The following is a 16,246-nucleotide window of genomic DNA, read 5'->3' on the forward strand; positions in this document are numbered from 1 at the left end:
TCAGTCCCCGACCACTCCGCACCGGAACGCCTCGATGACGATGTGCACACGATCACGGACCCCGAGCTTCCGCAGGATGCTCGCGACGTGGCTCTTCACGGTCGCCTCGGAGATGAAGAGCGACCGGGCGACCTCGGCGTTCGACGCCCCGTCCGCCAGGGCCCGGACGACGTCGAGCTCCCGAGCGCTGAGGGCGTCGAAGGGCGAGGACGGCGCGTACTGCGGGCGGGCCGACAGCAGCGTCGGCTTCACGGTCTCGACCAGCCGTCGGCACGCCCGTGGGGCCACGATCGCATCGCCCGCAGCCACCGTGCGGATCGCCGCGCAGAGTTCCTCCGCGGAACTCTCCTTGAGCAGGTAGCCGCTCGCGCCTGCCGCGAGGGCGCCGAACACGTGCTCGTCGAGGTCGAACTGCGTGAGCACGAGCACCTTGACGGCCGGGAAGCGCTCCGTGATGCGCCTGGTGGTCTCGATGCCGTCCATCCCCGGCATCCGGATGTCGGTCACGACGACGTCCGGTCGGAGGACACCGATCCGTTCCAGGGCCTGGAGACCGTCCTGCGCCTCACCCACGACGACGAGGTCGTCCGCCGTCCCGATCACCATCGCGGTCCCGGTCCGGAGCAGGTGCTGGTCGTCCACGACGAGGACGCGGATCACCGTGCCACCACCGTCGATCGGCGGTCCGTTCCCGTGGCCGAGTGGCCGGGAGGTGGGACGGTCGCCTCCACGCACCAGGTGTCGTCCGACGGTCCGGGCCCGGCCCGGAGGCTCCCGCCGAGTGCCGCCACCCGCTCGGCCATGCCGCGCGTCCCCCGCCCGGAGCCCCGCGTGGCCGCGACCACCCCGTCGTTCAGGACCCGCAGGGAGAGCCCGCCGTCCTGGTCGTGGTGGACCTCGAGTTCGACGCGTGCAGGACGTGCGTGGCGCAGCACGTTCGTCAGGGCCTCCTGCACCACCCGGTACACCGTCGCCGCGACCCGGTGGTCCCGCGGCTCGCCCGAGATCGTCGCCGTCAGTGGGACACCGACCGCCCGGACGCGCGCCACCATGGCGTGGACGTCCCCGTCGACCGGGTCGCTCTCGGCCAGCCGCACGAACCGTCGGACCTCGGTCATGCCGTCCCGGGCGACGCGCGTGACGTCGTCCAGGAGACGCACGGCCTCGGTGGGGTCGGTCGTGACACGGCTGCGAGCGACCTCGCTGAGTCGACTGACGACCGCGAGGGAGTTGGAGCAGACGTCGTGGACCTCGAGCGCCAGCGCCGCCCGCTCCTCGGCGCGCTGGGTCGTCCTGCGCTCGACGCGCGACTGTGCGAGGAGCCGGAGCACCCGCCACCGGGAGGCCTGCGCACGGCGCACCGCCAGCCCCGCGACGATGCCGAACGCGTAGACGATCAGGCACGTCCAGAACCCGCGCATCGTCCTTCCGATGAGCTGCGTCGACGCCACGAGCACGGTGAACGCCACAGCGCCCGCGACGAGGGTCTGGCGCCACGGCCGCTCGCTGGCGATGGTGAAGAGCCCCACCGCGACACCGAAGGGCTCGCTCCCGATGGACTGCCAGCGGTCGTACCAGTCCACGGCGAGCAGCGCGGGGAGCACGACCCACGGCACGAGCCGACGGATCCCGACCAGGGCGACGGTGACGGCGGGGATGAACAGGTTCCACCCGGTCCATGCCCGGACGACCCGGTCCCCGTTGTCGACCGACCCGTCGTACGAGAGCGAGTACGTCCAGATGACGCACGCGAAGGCGACGGTGACGGTCAGGTCGACGAGGAGTCGACAGCCGCGCGTGGAGCGGAAGTACGAAGACGGCGTCGCGTGCAGCACGGTAGAACACTACATGTCAGTCGGTTTCCCCACCAGCACGCGAGCTCGACCGCACCTCCACCGCGGAACGCAACGTCGGCGGCCCCACGCAGCGACGTACCGCTGCGAGGAACCGCCGACGTGGCGTCTTGCGGAGGGGACTCCTAGGCGGTCGCAGCAGCCGCCGCACGAGCAGCTGCGGGCAGGGCGTCGAGCACGCGTCCGACGGCCTCGTCGTCGTGCGCAGCCGTGACGAACCACGCCTCGAACACGCTCGGCGGCAGGGTCACGCCCTGGTCGAGCATGCTGTGGAAGAACGGCGCGTAGCGGAAGGCCTCCTGCGCGCGGACGTCGTCGTAGTTCCGCGGTGCCTGCTCCAGGAACGCGAACGAGAACAGGTTGCCGGCGTGCTGCACGGTGTGCGCCACGCCCTCGGCCGACAACGCGGCGCTCGTGGCGTCCGCGATCGTCGCCGCCGTGCGGTCCAGGTGCGCGTACACGTCGGGCGTCGCCGCCCGCAGGGTCGCGGTGCCCGCGGCGACGGCGAGCGGGTTCCCGGACAGCGTGCCCGCCTGGTAGACCGGGCCGAGCGGGGCGAGGAAGTCCATGACCTCGCGACGACCGCCGAGCGCGGCGAGGGGCATCCCGCCGCCGATGACCTTGCCGAACGTCACGAGGTCGGGCTTCCACCCGGTGCCCTCGGGGACGGTGCCGTCCGCCTCGAGGCCCCACCAGCCGGCCGGGCCGACGCGGAACCCGGTGAGGACCTCGTCGACGATGAGCAGTGCGCCCTGCGCCCGAGTGATCTCCGCGAGCGCTCGGTTGAAGCCGGGGTCCGGCGCGAGCACGCCCATGTTCGCGGCGGCGGACTCGACGATCACGGCGGCGATGCGCTCGGAGTGCTCGTCGAACGCGGCGCGGACGGCGTCGAGGTCGTTGTACGGCAGCACCAGGGTCTGCGCGGCGGTCTCGGCGGTGATGCCCGCGCTGCCCGGAAGTGCGAGGGTCGCGACGCCCGAGCCGGCCTCGGCCAGCAGCGAGTCGGAGTGACCGTGGTAGTGCCCGGCGAACTTCACGAGCAGGTCACGCCCGGTGTAGCCGCGGGCCAGGCGGATGGCGGTCATCGTGGCCTCGGTGCCGGTGGACACCATGCGGAGCTTCTCGATCGGACCGTCGCCGTCGACCTGCACGCGCTGCTTCACGAGCTCGGCGAGCTCGGTCTCGCCCGGGGTGGAGGCCCCGAACGACAGCCCGCGTGCGGCTGCCTGCTGCACGGCCTCGACGGTGCCCGGATGCGCGTGCCCGAGGATCGCGGGACCCCACGACGCGACGAGGTCGACGTACTGACGCCCCTCGGCGTCGGTGACGTAGGGCCCGGAGGCGGACGTCAGGAAGCGGGGGGTGCCGCCGACGGAGCCGTACGCGCGGACGGGCGAGTTCACGCCGCCGGGGATGCTGTCCTTCGCACGGCCGAACAGCTCGTCGTTCGACACCGGAGCGGTGCCGCTGGGGGCGGTGGTGGTGGTCATTCGGGGGCCTTCCCGGTCGAGGCGACGCCGGACACCGCCGCGGTGCTGCCGGACGTGCGCAGGCCGGCCTCCTGGTTGAGCTTCCGTGCGATGTCCACGGCGAAGTACGTCAGGATCGCGTCCGCGCCGGCTCGCTTGATGCCGACGAGGGCCTCCATCGCTGCGGCGTCACGGTCGATCCAGCCGTTCTGGGCGGCGGCCGTGATCATCGCGTACTCGCCGGAGATCTGGTACGCCCAGACGGGGACCTCGGAGACGTCGGCGGTGCGGGCGAGCACGTCGAGGTAGCTCATCGCGGGCTTCACCATGACGATGTCGGCGCCCTCCTCGATGTCGAGCAGGACCTCACGCAGGCCCTGACGGCCGTCGGCGGCGTCGATCTGGTAGGTGCGGCGGTCGCCGACGAGCGTCGAGGCGACGGCCTCGCGGAAGGGCCCGTAGAACGCCGAGGCGTACTTCGCCGAGTACGCGAGCAGCGCGGTGCCGCTGTGCCCGGCGGTGTCGAGCGCGTCACGTGCGGCGGCGATCTGGCCGTCCATCATGCCGCTCATGCAGACGAGCTCCGCGCCGGCCTCGGCCTGGGCCACCGCCATGTCGCGGTACCGCAGGAGCGTGGCGTCGTTGTCGACCGAGCCGTCGGCTGCGAGCACGCCGCAGTGGCCGTGGTCGGTGAACTCGTCGAGGCACAGGTCGGACTGCACGACGAGCGCGTCGCCGACCTCTTCCCGCGCCACGCGGATCGCGACGTTGAGGATGCCGTCCGGGTCGGTCGCCCCGGAGCCCTCGGCGTCCTTCGACGTCGGCACGCCGAAGAGGTTCACGCCGCCGACGCCCTGCTCCGCGGCCTCGTTCAGGGCCCGTCGGAACGAGTCGAGCGAGTGCTGCTGCACGCCCGGCATGCTCGAGATGTCGATCGCGTCGGTCGCGCCCTCGCGGATGAACATCGGCAGCACGAGCTCGGCGGGGTGGATCCGCGTCTCGGCGACGAGGCGTCGCATGGCGGGGGTCGCCCGCAGTCGACGGGGGCGGACCTGGGGGAAGCGTCCGGTCACGATGACCTTCCTGTTCTGGGGTTCGGGTGGAGGGTCTCGACGACGGCGTCGAGCAGGGCTTCGGCGGACCGACCGGCGGCCACGACGTGCACGGGGAGTCCCGCGGCACGGGCGGCGTCGGCGGTGGACGGTCCGATGCACGCGACGTGCGTGCGCGGGTCGAGCGGGGTCATCCGCGCAGCGACCTGTCGGGCGACGCTCCCGCTCGTCACGAGCACGGCGTCCGGTGGGGGGTCGAGGACGATCGGATCGTCGCCCGTCCCCACGGTACGGTACGCCACGACCTCTGACACGGGGATGCCGCGGGCGCGCAACCCGTCGACGAGCGTGGTCGCGGCGATCTCCGACCGCGGGAACAGGACGGGTCCCGCGTCGGTCGGCAGCGCGGCGGCGAGTCCGGCGGCGGACTGGTGGTCGGGCACGAGGTCGACGGGCCAGCCCGCCTCGCGCGCGGCCCGTGCGGTCGCCGCACCGACGCAGGCCACGCGGACCCCGGCCGGGAGGCGCGGCACGCGCCCGGCGACCACGCGCACGGCCGTCGCACTGGTCACCACGAGCCAGGGGGCTCCGGGGCCGGCCCCGTCGGGACGCGCACTGTCCGCGGGGGGTGCGTCGTGCCTCCCGGCCGGAGCGAACCGCGCGAGCGCCGCGTCGAGCTCCGCCGGATCGGCGGGTGGCGCGTCCGTGATGAGCGGGACGACGACGGGCTGCAAGCCGCGCTCCCGGGCCGCCGCGGCGACCGCGTCACCCCATGCACCGCCGCGCGGGACGAGGACGACCGGGGGCCGTGCCTCGTCCGCGACGCGAGCGGTGTCGTCCGTGGTGACCGCCTAGGCCGTCGTCGAGCTGTCGTCCGCCGGCTGCTCGGCAGCGGGCGTGGAGAGCCCCGGCCCGGCCGAGTGGCCGCCCTCGGCCGGAGCATCGGACACCGACGACGCCAGGTCCGCCAGCTCGGCAGCACCGTTCTCGAGGAGTTCGGCAGCCACGCGACCGGCGACCTCGAGGGCCTCGTCGAGCCGGTCCTGCGCGGAGCCGTCGAGGTGTGCCGCGTGCGACGCCGTGCGGTACTCGGAGCCGTCCGGGCGGTAGACCGTGGCGGACACGAGCAGCAGCTCGGCGTCGACGACCGCGGTCGCACCGATCGGTGCGGAGCAGCCGGCCTCGAGCTTCGCGAGGATCTCGCGCTCAGCGGTCACGGTCAGGCGCGTCGGCGCGTGGTCGAGCTTGCGGAGCGCGGCGAGCAGGCTCTTGTCCGTCTCGTCCGCACGGATCTCGACCGCGAGCGCACCCTGGCCGGGAGCACTCGGCCAGAAGCCGAGGTCGAGCAGCTCGGTCGCCGCACCGAGTCGGTCGATGCGACCGAGTCCGGCGGCGGCCAGCACCACGGCGTCGAGGTCATCGTCCACGCGCCCGAGGCGGGTGTCGATGTTGCCGCGGATGTCGATCACGTCGAGGTCGGGACGCTTCGCCTTGAGCTGCGCGACGCGGCGGGGCGAGCCCGTGCCGACCTTCGCGCCCTCGGGCAGGGTGTCCACCGTCGCACCGTTCCGCGCGACCAGGACGTCACGGGCGTCGGCGCGCTTCGGCACCGACGCGATCGTGAGCCCCTCGTACGGAGCGGTCGGGAGGTCCTTGAGCGAGTGCACGAGCACGTCGACCTCGCCCGCGACCAGGGCTTCGCGCAGGGCGCTGGCGAAGACACCCGTGCCGCCGAGGCTCGCGAGGGACGCACGGTTCGTGTCGCCCTCGCTCGTCACCGTGACGAGCTCGACGGGGCGACCCGCGGCCTTCGCCAGGCGGTCGGCGACGTCCTGCGACTGCGCGACCGCGAGCCGGCTGGCACGGGTGCCGAGCCGGATCGGGGCCGGGCCGTCGGAGGGCGTCGCGCTGTGGCCGTCCGTCACGGAGCGACCCCGGCCGCGGCCGGCTTGAACCCGGCGCGCACGTTCTCACAGCAGCCCGGACGGCACACGTCGTACCAGGGGCCGATGTCGGTCAGGTGCGGACGCTCGGTCTTCGGGGTTCCGTTGACACGCTCGAGCACCAGGTCGACCAGACCGGCGACGTACGCCGGGTCGACGCCGGGGGTCTGCGTGCGGAGCGACCAGAAGCCGAGCTCACCCGCGGTCTCGGTGGCCTCTTCGTCGAGGTCCCACATGACCTCCATGTGGTCGCTCACGAAGCCGAGCGGGACGATGAGCACGGCGCGGGTCGGGCCGCCCTTCAGCTCCTCGTTCATGTAGTCGTTGATGTCGGGCTCGAGCCACGGCTGCGTCGGGGGGCCCGACCGCGACTGGTAGACGAGCTTCCACGCGGGCTTGGCGGTGCCCTGCAGGTGCGCGAACTCCGGCTGCTCGAGCAGCTCGGCCCAGGCCTGCTCGAGGACGACCTCGCCGACGGCCAGGTGCTGGGCCTCGTACGCGCCGTGCTCGTCGAAGCCCCGGTAGTCCGGGCCCGACTTCGCCGCATCGGTGGACGGGATCGAGTGCGTCGAGAACAGGATGTGGAGCTCGGTCGCGACGTCGAGACCCTCGTTCTCGCGGATCGCGCGGGCCATGCCGTCGCGGACACCGTCGACGAACGGGCGGACGAAGCCCGGGTGGTCGAAGAACTGGCGGACCTTGTCGACCTGGATCGTGTCGATCAGGCCGGTCTCGGTGAGCACGCGGGCGTAGTCCTCGCGGTACTGGCGGCAGCTCGAGAACGACGAGTAGGCGCTCGTCGCGATGGCGATGAGCTTGGTGTAGCCCTTGTCGGCGGCCTCGGTGAAGGCTTCTTCGAGGTAGGGCGCCCAGTTCCGGTTGCCCCAGAGCACGGGCATGTCGATGCCGCGCTTGGCGAGTTCGCCCTCGAGTGCCGCCTTGAGCGCGCGGTTCTGCGCGTTGATCGGGCTCACGCCGCCGAAGTGGCGGTAGTGGTGCGCGACCTCCTCGAGGCGCTCGTCCGGGATGCCGCGGCCGCGGGTGACGTTGCGGAGGAAGGGGATGACGTCGTCCTGGCCCTCGGGGCCGCCGAAGCCGGCGAGCAGGATCGCGTCGTACGCGGTCGGGACCTCGACGTGCTCGGGGCCGTCGACGGCCGCCGGGGTCGCGGCGAGGACCTTCCCGTTGGTGATCTGGCTGGTGTCGGTCACGACAGCACCTCCGGCAGTTCGGCGGTCGTCACCCGACGACCGGTGAAGAAGGGGACCTCCTCGCGCACGTGCAGGCGCGCCTCGGTGTAGCGCAGGTCGCGCATGAGGTCGACGAGGTCGACGAGCTCGGGGCTCTCGAGCGGCAGGATCCACTCGTAGTCGCTCAGGGCGAAGGTCGCGATGGTGTTCGTCAGCACCCGGCGGTACTTCGCGCCGGCGATGCCGTGGTCGCGGAGCATCTTCGAGCGCTCCTCTTCCGGCAGGAGGTACCACTCGAACGACCGGACGAACGGGTACACCGTGATCCAGGCCTCGGGGTCCTTGCCGCGGAGGAACGCCGGCGTGTGGCGCTTGTTGAACTCGGCCTCGCGGTGCATCGCCATCGCGTGCCACACCGGCTCGGCGTCCTGGAACAGCGCAGTGCGGCGGAGGTCGCGGAGCGCGGCCTGGATCGCCTGTGCGTCGTCGCCGTGCAGCCAGATCATGACGTCGGCGTCGGCGCGGAAGCCGGAGACGTCGTAGAAGCCGCGGATCGTGACCCCGGCATCGGCCGCGCGGGCGACGGCGGCGTCGAGCTCGGCGACGGCGTCGTCACCGACGCGGTGGATCGGTCCGAGCGGTCGACGGAACACGGCCCACAGCGCGTACGCGGTGAGCAGGTTCGGGTCGATCCCGCTCGCCGGGTCGGTCTCGTGCGCCGGGCTGCCACCGTGCGCGGGGGCGCCGGCGGCGTGGTCGGGGACGTTCTCGTGCGGGGCTGCGTGCACGTCGGAGCTCATGGTTCCTCGTCTTGTCGGTTGCCTGGGTCGTGGCTGCGCGCCGCGTCCGGAGGACCACCGATCAGAGGCGGTCTACCGCCGTCGGAGCACCGCTACGACGATACTCCCGACCACCGCCACACCGGCTGCGAGGCCGGCCAGGTAGGGCACCGGCTTCTCGTCGATCCCCTGCTTGACCTTCGACGCCGCGATGCCGAGCTGCTTCGGCACGTTGAGCTTGTCCTCGATGGCGTCGAGCGTCTCGAACAGCTGCGTGCGGGTCGCCGCGACGCGGTTCGCCAGGTCGTCGTGCTGATCGGTCACAGGGGTCCTCCGGTCGGGGTGTCGGTCCCGCCGCTCAGGCGCGGGGGTTCCGGTCGTGCTGGCCGGGCTTGTTGCCCAGGCCCTTCACGGCGTTGATGTCGTCCTTGACGCTGTCGATCGTGCGCTTCGGCGTGAGGGGCAGGCCCTTCTTGAAGCGCTTCCAGCCGACGAACCCGAGGATGCCGGCGACGATCAGCATGACGACGGCGAGCAGCAGCGCCGCGAGCCACGCCGGCATGACGGTCGCGAGACCCATGACGGCGGCGGTCAGGAGCACGCCGATCGCGTAGAGCACGATGACGAGGGCGCCGATGAGCAGCCCGGCAGCGACTCCGAAGACCTTCGCCTTGGCGATCATCTCGGCCTTCAGCAGGTCGATCTCGCCCTTGACGAGGTTCTTGACCAGCTTCGGGATGTCCCCGACGAGACCGAACAACGATCGCGACTTGCGGTCGCGGGTGTCGGTCATGAGGTGGTCGAGTCCTTCTTCTGGCTGACCTTGCGGACGACCTTCTTGGTCTGCTCACCGACGAACTCGGCCACGTCCGGGCCCTTGTCCTGGATGAACTCCTCGGCCTGGTGCACGCCCTTCTGGACGTTGCCGTTGTTCCAGATCTTGCCGCTGACGGTCTTGATCTGCTCGTACCGCGCCCGTCCGGCTCGCGATCCCAGGACGTACCCGAGTGCGGCGCCGGCGACGAACAGGAGCTTGCCTCGCATGTGCGATCCTCCGTTGTTGAGGGTGTGCGGTGGTCATGCGCCGAACGGAATACGTCCGGCGTTCGTCCACAGTAGCCCTCGGGCGCTCCCCGGTCCGCTCAGGAACCCAGGATGCGTGCAGCGGACGTGCGGGCAGCGGCGACGATGCCCGCCAGACCGCGGCCGGACGAGGTCTCCCCGATGCCGACGACACCCTCGGCAAGGCCCGCGGCGGTCAGGTCGGGCCCGTACCAGCGCACCCGGGCGGCGCCCACCACGCGGTCTGCGGTCACCGGGACGCCGAGCAGTGCGGTGGCGTCGCGGGTGGCGCGGGTCCCGACGGCATCGTCCGGGTCGACCGGGAGGCTCGTCCCCGTCCCCGCAGGTCCCGTCCCGTCGCCCTCGGGTCGCGTTGCGTAGCTCAGCCGCAACACGTGTCGGCCGCCAGCGGCCTCGGCGAGCCACGGCCACTTCACCGTGGCGTGCGTGAGCGCCTTCGCCCGGACCTCCTCGGCATCGGGGTGCACGAGCATCCCGGTGCCACGGGGTCCGGCGTCGAGCTCCGACTGGTCGACCACGAGCGTCACGAGCTCGATGCCCGTGCGGTCCGGTGCCGCGGTTCGTGCGGGGTCGGCGGTCGAGGCGAGGACGTGCTGGGCCGGCAGGCGCTCCCGGGTGCCGTCGGCCGCCACGGTCTCGACGGCGAAGCGCTCGATCGCCGTCGCGCGGGTGCCCAGCCGGACGTCGACCCCGTAGGTCGCCATGTCGGCCACGAGCTCGTCGACGAGTCGGGCGATGCCGCCGCGGATGCCCTGCACCGCCGACCCCGCGGTGGCCCGGGAGCGCAGCGCGAGCACGGCGCGGGCGAGCGACCCCTCACGCTGCAGGGCCGCGCGGAGACCGGGGGCCACGCGGTCGGGGTCGAGCTGGTCGGGGTGCGTCGAGTACACGCCGCCGGCGACCGGGACGACCAGGTCGTCGAGCACGCGCTCCCCCATCCGCTTGCGGACGAGGGCGCCGAGCGACTGCGCCCGGGCACCGATCGGCGAGGGCAGCAGCGAGTCCATCTGCGCGCGGAGCCCACCGCCCTGGCCGATCACCGCAAGGACGTCGGCGGCCATCGGGCTGCCCGGGATCCCGAGGAACCCGGTCTGCGGGATCGGGGCGGTCCGGCCGTCGCGGGTCATCAGCCACGCACCACGCGGGTCCGGCGACACGATGTCGTTCCCCAGGCCGAGCTCGATCGCGAGCCGCTCGACGGCGTCGGTCCGGGTCGCGAAGGACTCCGCCCCCAGGTCGAGGTCGAGCCCGGCGACGGTGTGCCGGCGGATCATGCCGCCCAGGCGGTCCCCGGCCTCGACGAGGACGACGTGCGCGCCGCCCTTCGCCAGGTCACGGGCGGCGACCAGGCCGGCGACGCCACCCCCGACCACGACGACGTCGGTCACGCTGCGGCTCCCGCCCCGTCGCTCCGGCCGTCGCCCAGCCCGTGGATCAGCTCGACCACGCGGGTGAGCACGGTCGGGTCGGTCTCCGGGGGGACGCCGTGCCCGAGGTTGACGACGTGCGCCCGGGCCGCGCCACCGCGACGGACGACGTCGCGCACGTGGTCCTCGAGGACCTGCCACGGGGCGGCGAGCATCGCGGGGTCGATGTTCCCCTGCACGGTGACCCCGGTGCCGACGCGGCGGACGGCGTCGTCGAGGGGGACGCGCCAGTCGACCCCGACCGCGTCGACGGCGATCGTGTCGGCCGGGTCGCCCAGGGTCGTCATCTCGTGCAGGACCTCGCCGCTGCCGACGCCGAAGTGGATGCGCGGGACACCGAGGTCGGCCACGTGCGACAGCGCCGTCGCGGAGTGCGGTGCGACCGAGGCCACGTAGTCCGTGCGGGACAGCGAGCCGACCCACGAGTCGAAGAGCTGTGCGGCCGAGGCACCGGCGGTCACCTGCGCCCGGAGGAACGCCCCCGAGACGCCGGCGGCCCAGTCGAGCAGGCGCGCCCAGGTCTCCGGATCGCTGTGCATGAGGGTGCGGGCGCGGATGTGGTCCTTCGACGGCCCGCCCTCGACCAGGTAGGCGGCGAGGGTGAACGGCGCTCCGGCGAACCCGATCAACGGGGTGTCGCCGAGCTCCGCGACGGTGCGCTGCACGGCCTCGGTGATCGGCGCGAGGGCCGCGGGGTCGAGCGGGGCGAGCGCGTCCACGTCCGCCGCCGTGCGGATCGGGGACCCGAGCACCGGACCGCGACCGGGGACGATCTCGACGTCCACACCCGCGAGCTTGATCGGCACGACGATGTCGCTGAAGAAGATGCCGGCGTCGACCCCGTGGCGTCGGACCGGCTGCAGGGTGATCTCCGACGCCATCGCCGGGTCGAGGCACGCGTCGAGCATCGCGGTGCCCACGCGCAGCTCCCGGTACTCCGGCAGCGACCGACCGGCCTGGCGCATGAACCACACCGGCAGCGTCTCCGGCCGGTCCCCGCGGAGCGCCCGGACGAGCGGCGACCCCGAGGTCCTGCCGGTCACGAGCGGGTGGCTGTCGGGCAGGGCGGAGGGCACGGCGGAGGTCACCCGCCGATTCTCCCATCCGCCGCCGGGCACCGACCGCCCAGGACGCCGTCGCCACCCCACAGTCTGCTGTGCACGCGGAGGGCGAACAGCCGTCGCTCCGAGCGCGAGTTACGATGGAAGACGTGCTCATCTGTCTCACGGCGTCGCACCGCAACGCCAGCTTCGACCTCCTGGAGCGACTGAGCATCGGCGCACCGACCGCCGCGAGCCGTCTGGTGACGGACTCCGACGTGCTCGACGGAGCCGTCGTCCTCGCCACCTGCAACCGCTTCGAGGCCTACCTCGACATCGCGGGCGACGACCGCGACTCCGCCGTGTCGGCCACCGTCGACGCCGTCGCCACCGCCAGCGACCTCGTGCCGTCCGAGGTCCTCGACTCCGTCAGCGTGCTCGGCGGCGGGGACGTCGTGCAGCACCTGTTCGCCGTGTCCAGCGGCCTCGAGTCCGTGGTCGTCGGCGAGACCGAGATCTCCGGCCAGGTCCGCCGAGCGCTCGAGGACGCCCGCGCGAACGGGACGACCACCTCGGACCTCGAGCGGCTCTTCCAGGAGGCGGCGCACACCTCCCGCGGCGTCAAGACCCGCACCCGCATCGGCGCAGCCGGTCGGTCGCTCGTCCGACTCGGCCTCGAGCTCGCCTCGTCGCGCATCACCGACTGGGCACGGACCCGCGTGCTGCTCGTCGGCACCGGCAGCTACGCCGCCACCACCATCGCGGCCCTGCGCGACCGCGGCGCCACGACCATCCAGGTCTTCTCGCCCTCCGGCCGCGCACCGTGGTTCGCCGCGAAGCACGACCTGGTCGCCGCGACCGACCTGCGCCAGGCCATCGGCGCGAGCGACGTCGTCATCACCTGCACCTCGAGCGAGGTCCCGGTCGTCGAACCCGCCGACCTCGACGACGGCCAGCGCCGCATCGTCATCGACCTCGGACTCCCCCGCAACGTGGACCCCGACGCCGCCGACGTCGACGGTGTCGAGCTCCTCGACCTCGAAACGATCAGCATCCACGCGCCGATCGCCGAGCTGAACGCCGAGTCCGAGGCCCGGCAGATGGTCGACGACGCGGTGTCCCGCTTCCGTGCGCAGGCGCTCGAGCAGTCGACCACGCCGGCACTCGTCGCCTTCCGCAAGCACGTCTTCGACATCCTCGACGACGAGATCGACCGCGCGAAGCGTCGCGACGCCGACCCCGAGTCCGTCGAGCAGACCGAACGGGCGCTCCGGCACCTGGTCGGCGTCCTGCTCCACCGCCCCTCGGTGCGCGCGCGTGAGCTCGGTCGCGCGGGCCGCGGCGAGGAGTTCGTCGGCGCCCTCGACGCCCTGTTCGGCGTGCACCCGGAGCCCGAGGCGGAGCTGCCGTCGCCGGTCGTGCCGCTCGCGGAGCGCACTGCGCCCGAGTGCCCCGTGTCGTCGGACCGGACCGGCGAGGCGGACGCGAGCTGAGCCTCCAGGCCGACGCCCCGACCCTGCGTGTCAGCGCGCTGCTGCTGGTGCGCGACCGGCGGGTCCTGATGGTGCGCGCCCGCGGGCGCGACGTGCTCTACCTGCCCGGTGGGAAGGCGGAGCCGCACGAGAGCGACGTGCAGGCTGCGCTGCGTGAGGCCGACGAGGAGATCGCGGTGCGGCTCACCGCTGCCGACGTCGAGTCCTTCGGGACCGTCACGGAGCCGGCGCACGGGCAGGCGCCGGGGACGATGGTCGCGATGGCGCTCTTCCTGGTCCGGCCGGGAGGCACGGCGGACGCCGCCACGCCGGTCCCCTCCGCAGAGGTGGACGAGGTGGAGTGGGTCACCTCCGCGGACGCGGGCCGGTGCCCGCCGGCGGGCGTCGAGACGTTGCGGCGGCTGGTCGCCGCAGGGCTCGTCGACTGACGGGCATCAGCTCGCCGCCCGCCGCGGGCCGAACATGATCTCGTCCGACAGGGACCGGTCGATCGTCGCGTCCACGGGCAGCTCGTACACCGCGAAGCCCTCTGGATCCGACCGGTAGCTCTCGAATCTCCGACACAGGCTCCCGATCGCTTCCTCAGCGACCGACCGTGCGTCGAAGAACCCGATCGTCTTCGCGGTGATCGTCGTGTCGTCGTCGACCGTCGACCGGTGGACGAGGAGCCAGATGGTCGTCATTGGACGGTGAACTCCGTCTCCCAGTTCAACCCGTTGATCTCGTAGCCATCGACGTACGTCTGGAGCCCAGGATCTCCACGCGCTGTTCGTTCGGCCTCAAGCGCTTCGCGCTCGGAGCTGTACACACCGAGCAGAGCCGCGCGTCCGGGATCCGTCTGACCGCACTCGTCCTCGGGGCCCTCGCACGAGAGCAACCAGATGATCGAGTCCGGCGCTGCGGAGCGTCCGTCCTGATCGTGTTCCAACCGGGTGTCCGTCCCGTCGTGAGGAGAACAACGCAAGCGACGATGAGCACCGCGCCGAGAAAGATTGCCGGCACGAACACTGGTTGATGCATGAGACGCTCCTCGCCTCCCAGCCACACGGGGACCTCGGTAGGCGACCCGGCACTCCCCGTTCGGTTCGACCGGACCGGGGTCACGCATCGTCTCGAACACCCCGGGTTCGAGTCGTGTCGTCACTCGCGCCACCGACCTTCGTCGTACGGACGTCGAACAGCTCGGAAGCTCGGGCTCGCGCGGTCTTCACATCCTTCCGGCTTCTGAGCGGTGGCTCATCCGGCCGCCGGAGGATCAGTCCGGTCCTCGCGTCGACGACGAACAGGGATCCCTCTGCGTACGGGCCGGTTGCGTATCCCAGCTTCTCCTCGCGTCGCCTGAGCTGCAGAGCACGCAGGTAGAAGTAGACCATCGACAGCCCGCATGGGCCGAGACACATCCACACCGCAATGTTCCCGACGACTACGACGATCGACCGCGTGGGGCTGTCGAGACGATCGGTCGCCATCAGCCACGCCCCACTCAGGCACACCAGCGCGGAGAACACCGCACCGCTGGTGGCGATGATCAGAGCATCGCCCGCGCGGAACGCAGAAGGCTTGACGACATCGCGCATGAGCACCCCGATCTACGGCATCGGCGACCGCCCGACGATGATAGCCGGCCGGAAAAGCCAGAAACTTCACGAGTCACCACGACCTTCACCGCCGACGGTTGGAGTCGAGTTGCCACTCGCGCAGCCGCACTTCGCCGTTTGCGCATCGAACCGCTCCGAAGCGGACGCTCGCGCTTCCATGACTTCCTGTCGGGTCTTGAGTACCGGGTCGTTCGCCTCGCGGAGAACCAAGCCGCTCTTGGGATCGATGATGCGCACCGCTCGCGGGTTGAAAGCCCCCGTAGAGTACCCGCGCGACTCCTCCTGCTCAGCAAGCCTGAGCGCCTAACGGAGAACCAGGCAGTTGACAAGCCGCCAGCGATGATCGCGACGAAAACACACGCATTCGCTCCGATCCACGATGCATCCCGAAGGTCCCGAGGTACCGCATCGCGACGGGAGACCCACCAAAGAATCATTGCTAGGGCAAAGAACAACACCATGCCACCAGCCGACACCGCGCAGCGCTCAGACGCGCGAGACGCTGACGGCCTGACGAGGTCGCGCACAACTACCTACTTTTGAACATCGTTCACAGCAACGTGATGATGAGCCGCATCGTTCGACACGTCGTCGACAGCGTGCGGAAGGAACCGAGCTATCTCCGACTCGAGCAAGCATTTCCGCGGCCCGGCCAGCTCCCTCGAGCATCACCCCAACCGACGGTCTGACTATCTCTCCCCTGTGGGCGACCGCTGGGTTTCAGCTATTCGATGTTCAATCTCGGACACTTGCCGTTCCGAAGCGCGCTTGAAAGCGATCAAGCCAGCGAAGTAGTACTGGCGGGGGCCGCGAGTACTGTGCACATCGAAAACCAGTGCCTTGAGAAATCGTGCCGAGCCGTCGAGATTACCTTCGTTGAGCAGTCCGCTGTAGCCAACGCTCGACACTCGCCGAAATTGGTTGTTGTCGAAGCGGACTGAGAAGAGCCATCCCCTGACTCGAGTTCGCGCTGGTCCCACCCAAACTCCGATCATCGCCGCTCGAACGACGATGAGAGCAAGTATGGATGTTGCGACACCCCACAGCACCAGTTCACCTCGCGAGGGCGCGCCGTAGTGGCCGAAGACACCATTCGTGACGGCTCCGGCCATCACCAAGCAGATGAATCCGCTGAGTATGCGCGCGAACCTCCCTGCGGCACGAACTCGCATTCAACTCTTCCCATTGACATTCGCCCGAACGATCGCTATTTATCGGGCAGCGGCAATCTCGGCGCGATTCTCGAATGAAGGATCATCAGCCTCACGAAGAGTCAGTCCGGTCTTGACATCAACTATACGGACCTTACGCGGATTGTA

At 71.4% G+C, this 16,246-nt stretch carries 17 protein-coding genes and 1 pseudogene; 3 read left to right on the forward strand and 15 right to left on the reverse strand.

Going from position 1 to position 16,246, the window contains the following annotated elements; all coding sequences use genetic code 11:
* The 13 genes and pseudogenes from ABIC52_RS11270 to hemE all read right to left on the reverse strand — a co-directional run bounded on the left by ABIC52_RS11270 (position 1) and on the right by hemE (position 11,884).
* Entirely contained in the window at positions 1 to 660 is a 660-nt protein-coding gene (locus ABIC52_RS11270; RefSeq protein WP_126892128.1) for a response regulator, read from the reverse strand.
* Positions 657 to 1,835, reverse strand: a complete 1,179-nt coding sequence (locus ABIC52_RS11275; RefSeq protein WP_126892129.1) for a sensor histidine kinase — start codon at positions 1,833 to 1,835, stop codon at positions 657 to 659. Before ABIC52_RS11275 ends, ABIC52_RS11270 begins: the two co-directional genes overlap by 4 nt.
* A gap of 143 nt (positions 1,836 to 1,978) precedes the next feature.
* Positions 1,979 to 3,343 carry a glutamate-1-semialdehyde 2,1-aminomutase gene (gene hemL, locus ABIC52_RS11280; protein WP_126892130.1) on the reverse strand — a complete coding sequence of 455 codons (1,365 nt, stop codon included), beginning with the start codon at positions 3,341 to 3,343 and terminating at the stop codon, positions 1,979 to 1,981.
* A complete protein-coding gene (gene hemB / locus ABIC52_RS11285) occupies positions 3,340 to 4,395 on the reverse strand; it encodes a porphobilinogen synthase (RefSeq protein WP_354027351.1) in 1,056 nt (351 codons plus the stop codon). The genes hemL and hemB overlap by 4 nt, the downstream gene beginning before the upstream one ends.
* Positions 4,392 to 5,126, reverse strand: a pseudogene (locus ABIC52_RS11290) (uroporphyrinogen-III synthase); the annotation flags it as partial. The gene hemB and the pseudogene ABIC52_RS11290, both read right to left, overlap by 4 nt.
* A 99-nt stretch (positions 5,127 to 5,225) precedes the next feature.
* Entirely contained in the window at positions 5,226 to 6,299 is a 1,074-nt protein-coding gene (gene hemC, locus ABIC52_RS11295; protein ID WP_126890056.1) for a hydroxymethylbilane synthase, read from the reverse strand.
* The gene (locus ABIC52_RS11300) at positions 6,296 to 7,528 is read right to left on the reverse strand and encodes a ferrochelatase (protein WP_354027352.1); all 1,233 of its coding nucleotides are present in this window, start codon (positions 7,526 to 7,528) and stop codon (positions 6,296 to 6,298) included. Before ABIC52_RS11300 ends, hemC begins: the two co-directional genes overlap by 4 nt.
* Positions 7,525 to 8,307, reverse strand: coding sequence for a hydrogen peroxide-dependent heme synthase (gene hemQ, locus ABIC52_RS11305; RefSeq protein WP_174234665.1), 783 nt, complete (start codon positions 8,305 to 8,307; stop codon positions 7,525 to 7,527). Before hemQ ends, ABIC52_RS11300 begins: the two co-directional genes overlap by 4 nt.
* Positions 8,308 to 8,379: 72 nt before the next feature.
* Entirely contained in the window at positions 8,380 to 8,610 is a 231-nt protein-coding gene (locus tag ABIC52_RS11310) for a DUF3618 domain-containing protein (protein WP_058729362.1), read from the reverse strand.
* Between the two features lie 34 nt (positions 8,611 to 8,644).
* Complete coding sequence (locus tag ABIC52_RS11315) at positions 8,645 to 9,079, reverse strand: phage holin family protein (protein ID WP_354027353.1); 435 nt, start codon at positions 9,077 to 9,079, stop codon at positions 8,645 to 8,647.
* Entirely contained in the window at positions 9,076 to 9,330 is a 255-nt protein-coding gene (locus ABIC52_RS11320) for a hypothetical protein (RefSeq protein WP_066651317.1), read from the reverse strand. The genes ABIC52_RS11315 and ABIC52_RS11320 overlap by 4 nt, the downstream gene beginning before the upstream one ends.
* 98 nt (positions 9,331 to 9,428) lie before the next feature.
* Positions 9,429 to 10,757 carry a protoporphyrinogen/coproporphyrinogen oxidase gene (locus ABIC52_RS11325; RefSeq protein ID WP_354027354.1) on the reverse strand — a complete coding sequence of 443 codons (1,329 nt, stop codon included), beginning with the start codon at positions 10,755 to 10,757 and terminating at the stop codon, positions 9,429 to 9,431.
* Entirely contained in the window at positions 10,754 to 11,884 is a 1,131-nt protein-coding gene (gene hemE / locus ABIC52_RS11330) for a uroporphyrinogen decarboxylase (protein ID WP_354027355.1), read from the reverse strand. The genes ABIC52_RS11325 and hemE overlap by 4 nt, the downstream gene beginning before the upstream one ends.
* A 122-nt stretch (positions 11,885 to 12,006) precedes the next feature.
* On the opposite strand from hemE, the gene ABIC52_RS11335 reads away from it, so the two are divergent.
* Together ABIC52_RS11335 and ABIC52_RS11340 are read left to right on the forward strand one after the other, a co-directional pair.
* A complete protein-coding gene (locus ABIC52_RS11335; RefSeq protein ID WP_289469705.1) occupies positions 12,007 to 13,329 on the forward strand; it encodes a glutamyl-tRNA reductase in 1,323 nt (440 codons plus the stop codon).
* Positions 13,284 to 13,757, forward strand: coding sequence for an NUDIX hydrolase (locus ABIC52_RS11340; RefSeq protein WP_354027356.1), 474 nt, complete (start codon positions 13,284 to 13,286; stop codon positions 13,755 to 13,757). The genes ABIC52_RS11335 and ABIC52_RS11340 overlap by 46 nt, the downstream gene beginning before the upstream one ends.
* Before the next feature lie 6 nt (positions 13,758 to 13,763).
* On the opposite strand, the gene ABIC52_RS11345 is transcribed toward ABIC52_RS11340, so the two are convergent.
* Positions 13,764 to 14,012, reverse strand: coding sequence for a hypothetical protein (locus ABIC52_RS11345; RefSeq protein WP_354027357.1), 249 nt, complete (start codon positions 14,010 to 14,012; stop codon positions 13,764 to 13,766).
* Positions 14,013 to 14,429: 417 nt separating this feature from the next.
* Positions 14,430 to 14,906 carry a hypothetical protein gene (locus ABIC52_RS11350; RefSeq protein WP_354027358.1) on the reverse strand — a complete coding sequence of 159 codons (477 nt, stop codon included), beginning with the start codon at positions 14,904 to 14,906 and terminating at the stop codon, positions 14,430 to 14,432.
* A gap of 1,097 nt (positions 14,907 to 16,003) precedes the next feature.
* On the opposite strand from ABIC52_RS11350, the gene ABIC52_RS11355 reads away from it, so the two are divergent.
* Positions 16,004 to 16,177, forward strand: coding sequence for a hypothetical protein (locus tag ABIC52_RS11355; protein WP_354027359.1), 174 nt, complete (start codon positions 16,004 to 16,006; stop codon positions 16,175 to 16,177).
* Positions 16,178 to 16,246: the final 69 nt, after the last annotated feature.

Source organism: Curtobacterium oceanosedimentum, assembly GCF_040545555.1.
GTDB lineage: Bacteria > Actinomycetota > Actinomycetes > Actinomycetales > Microbacteriaceae > Curtobacterium.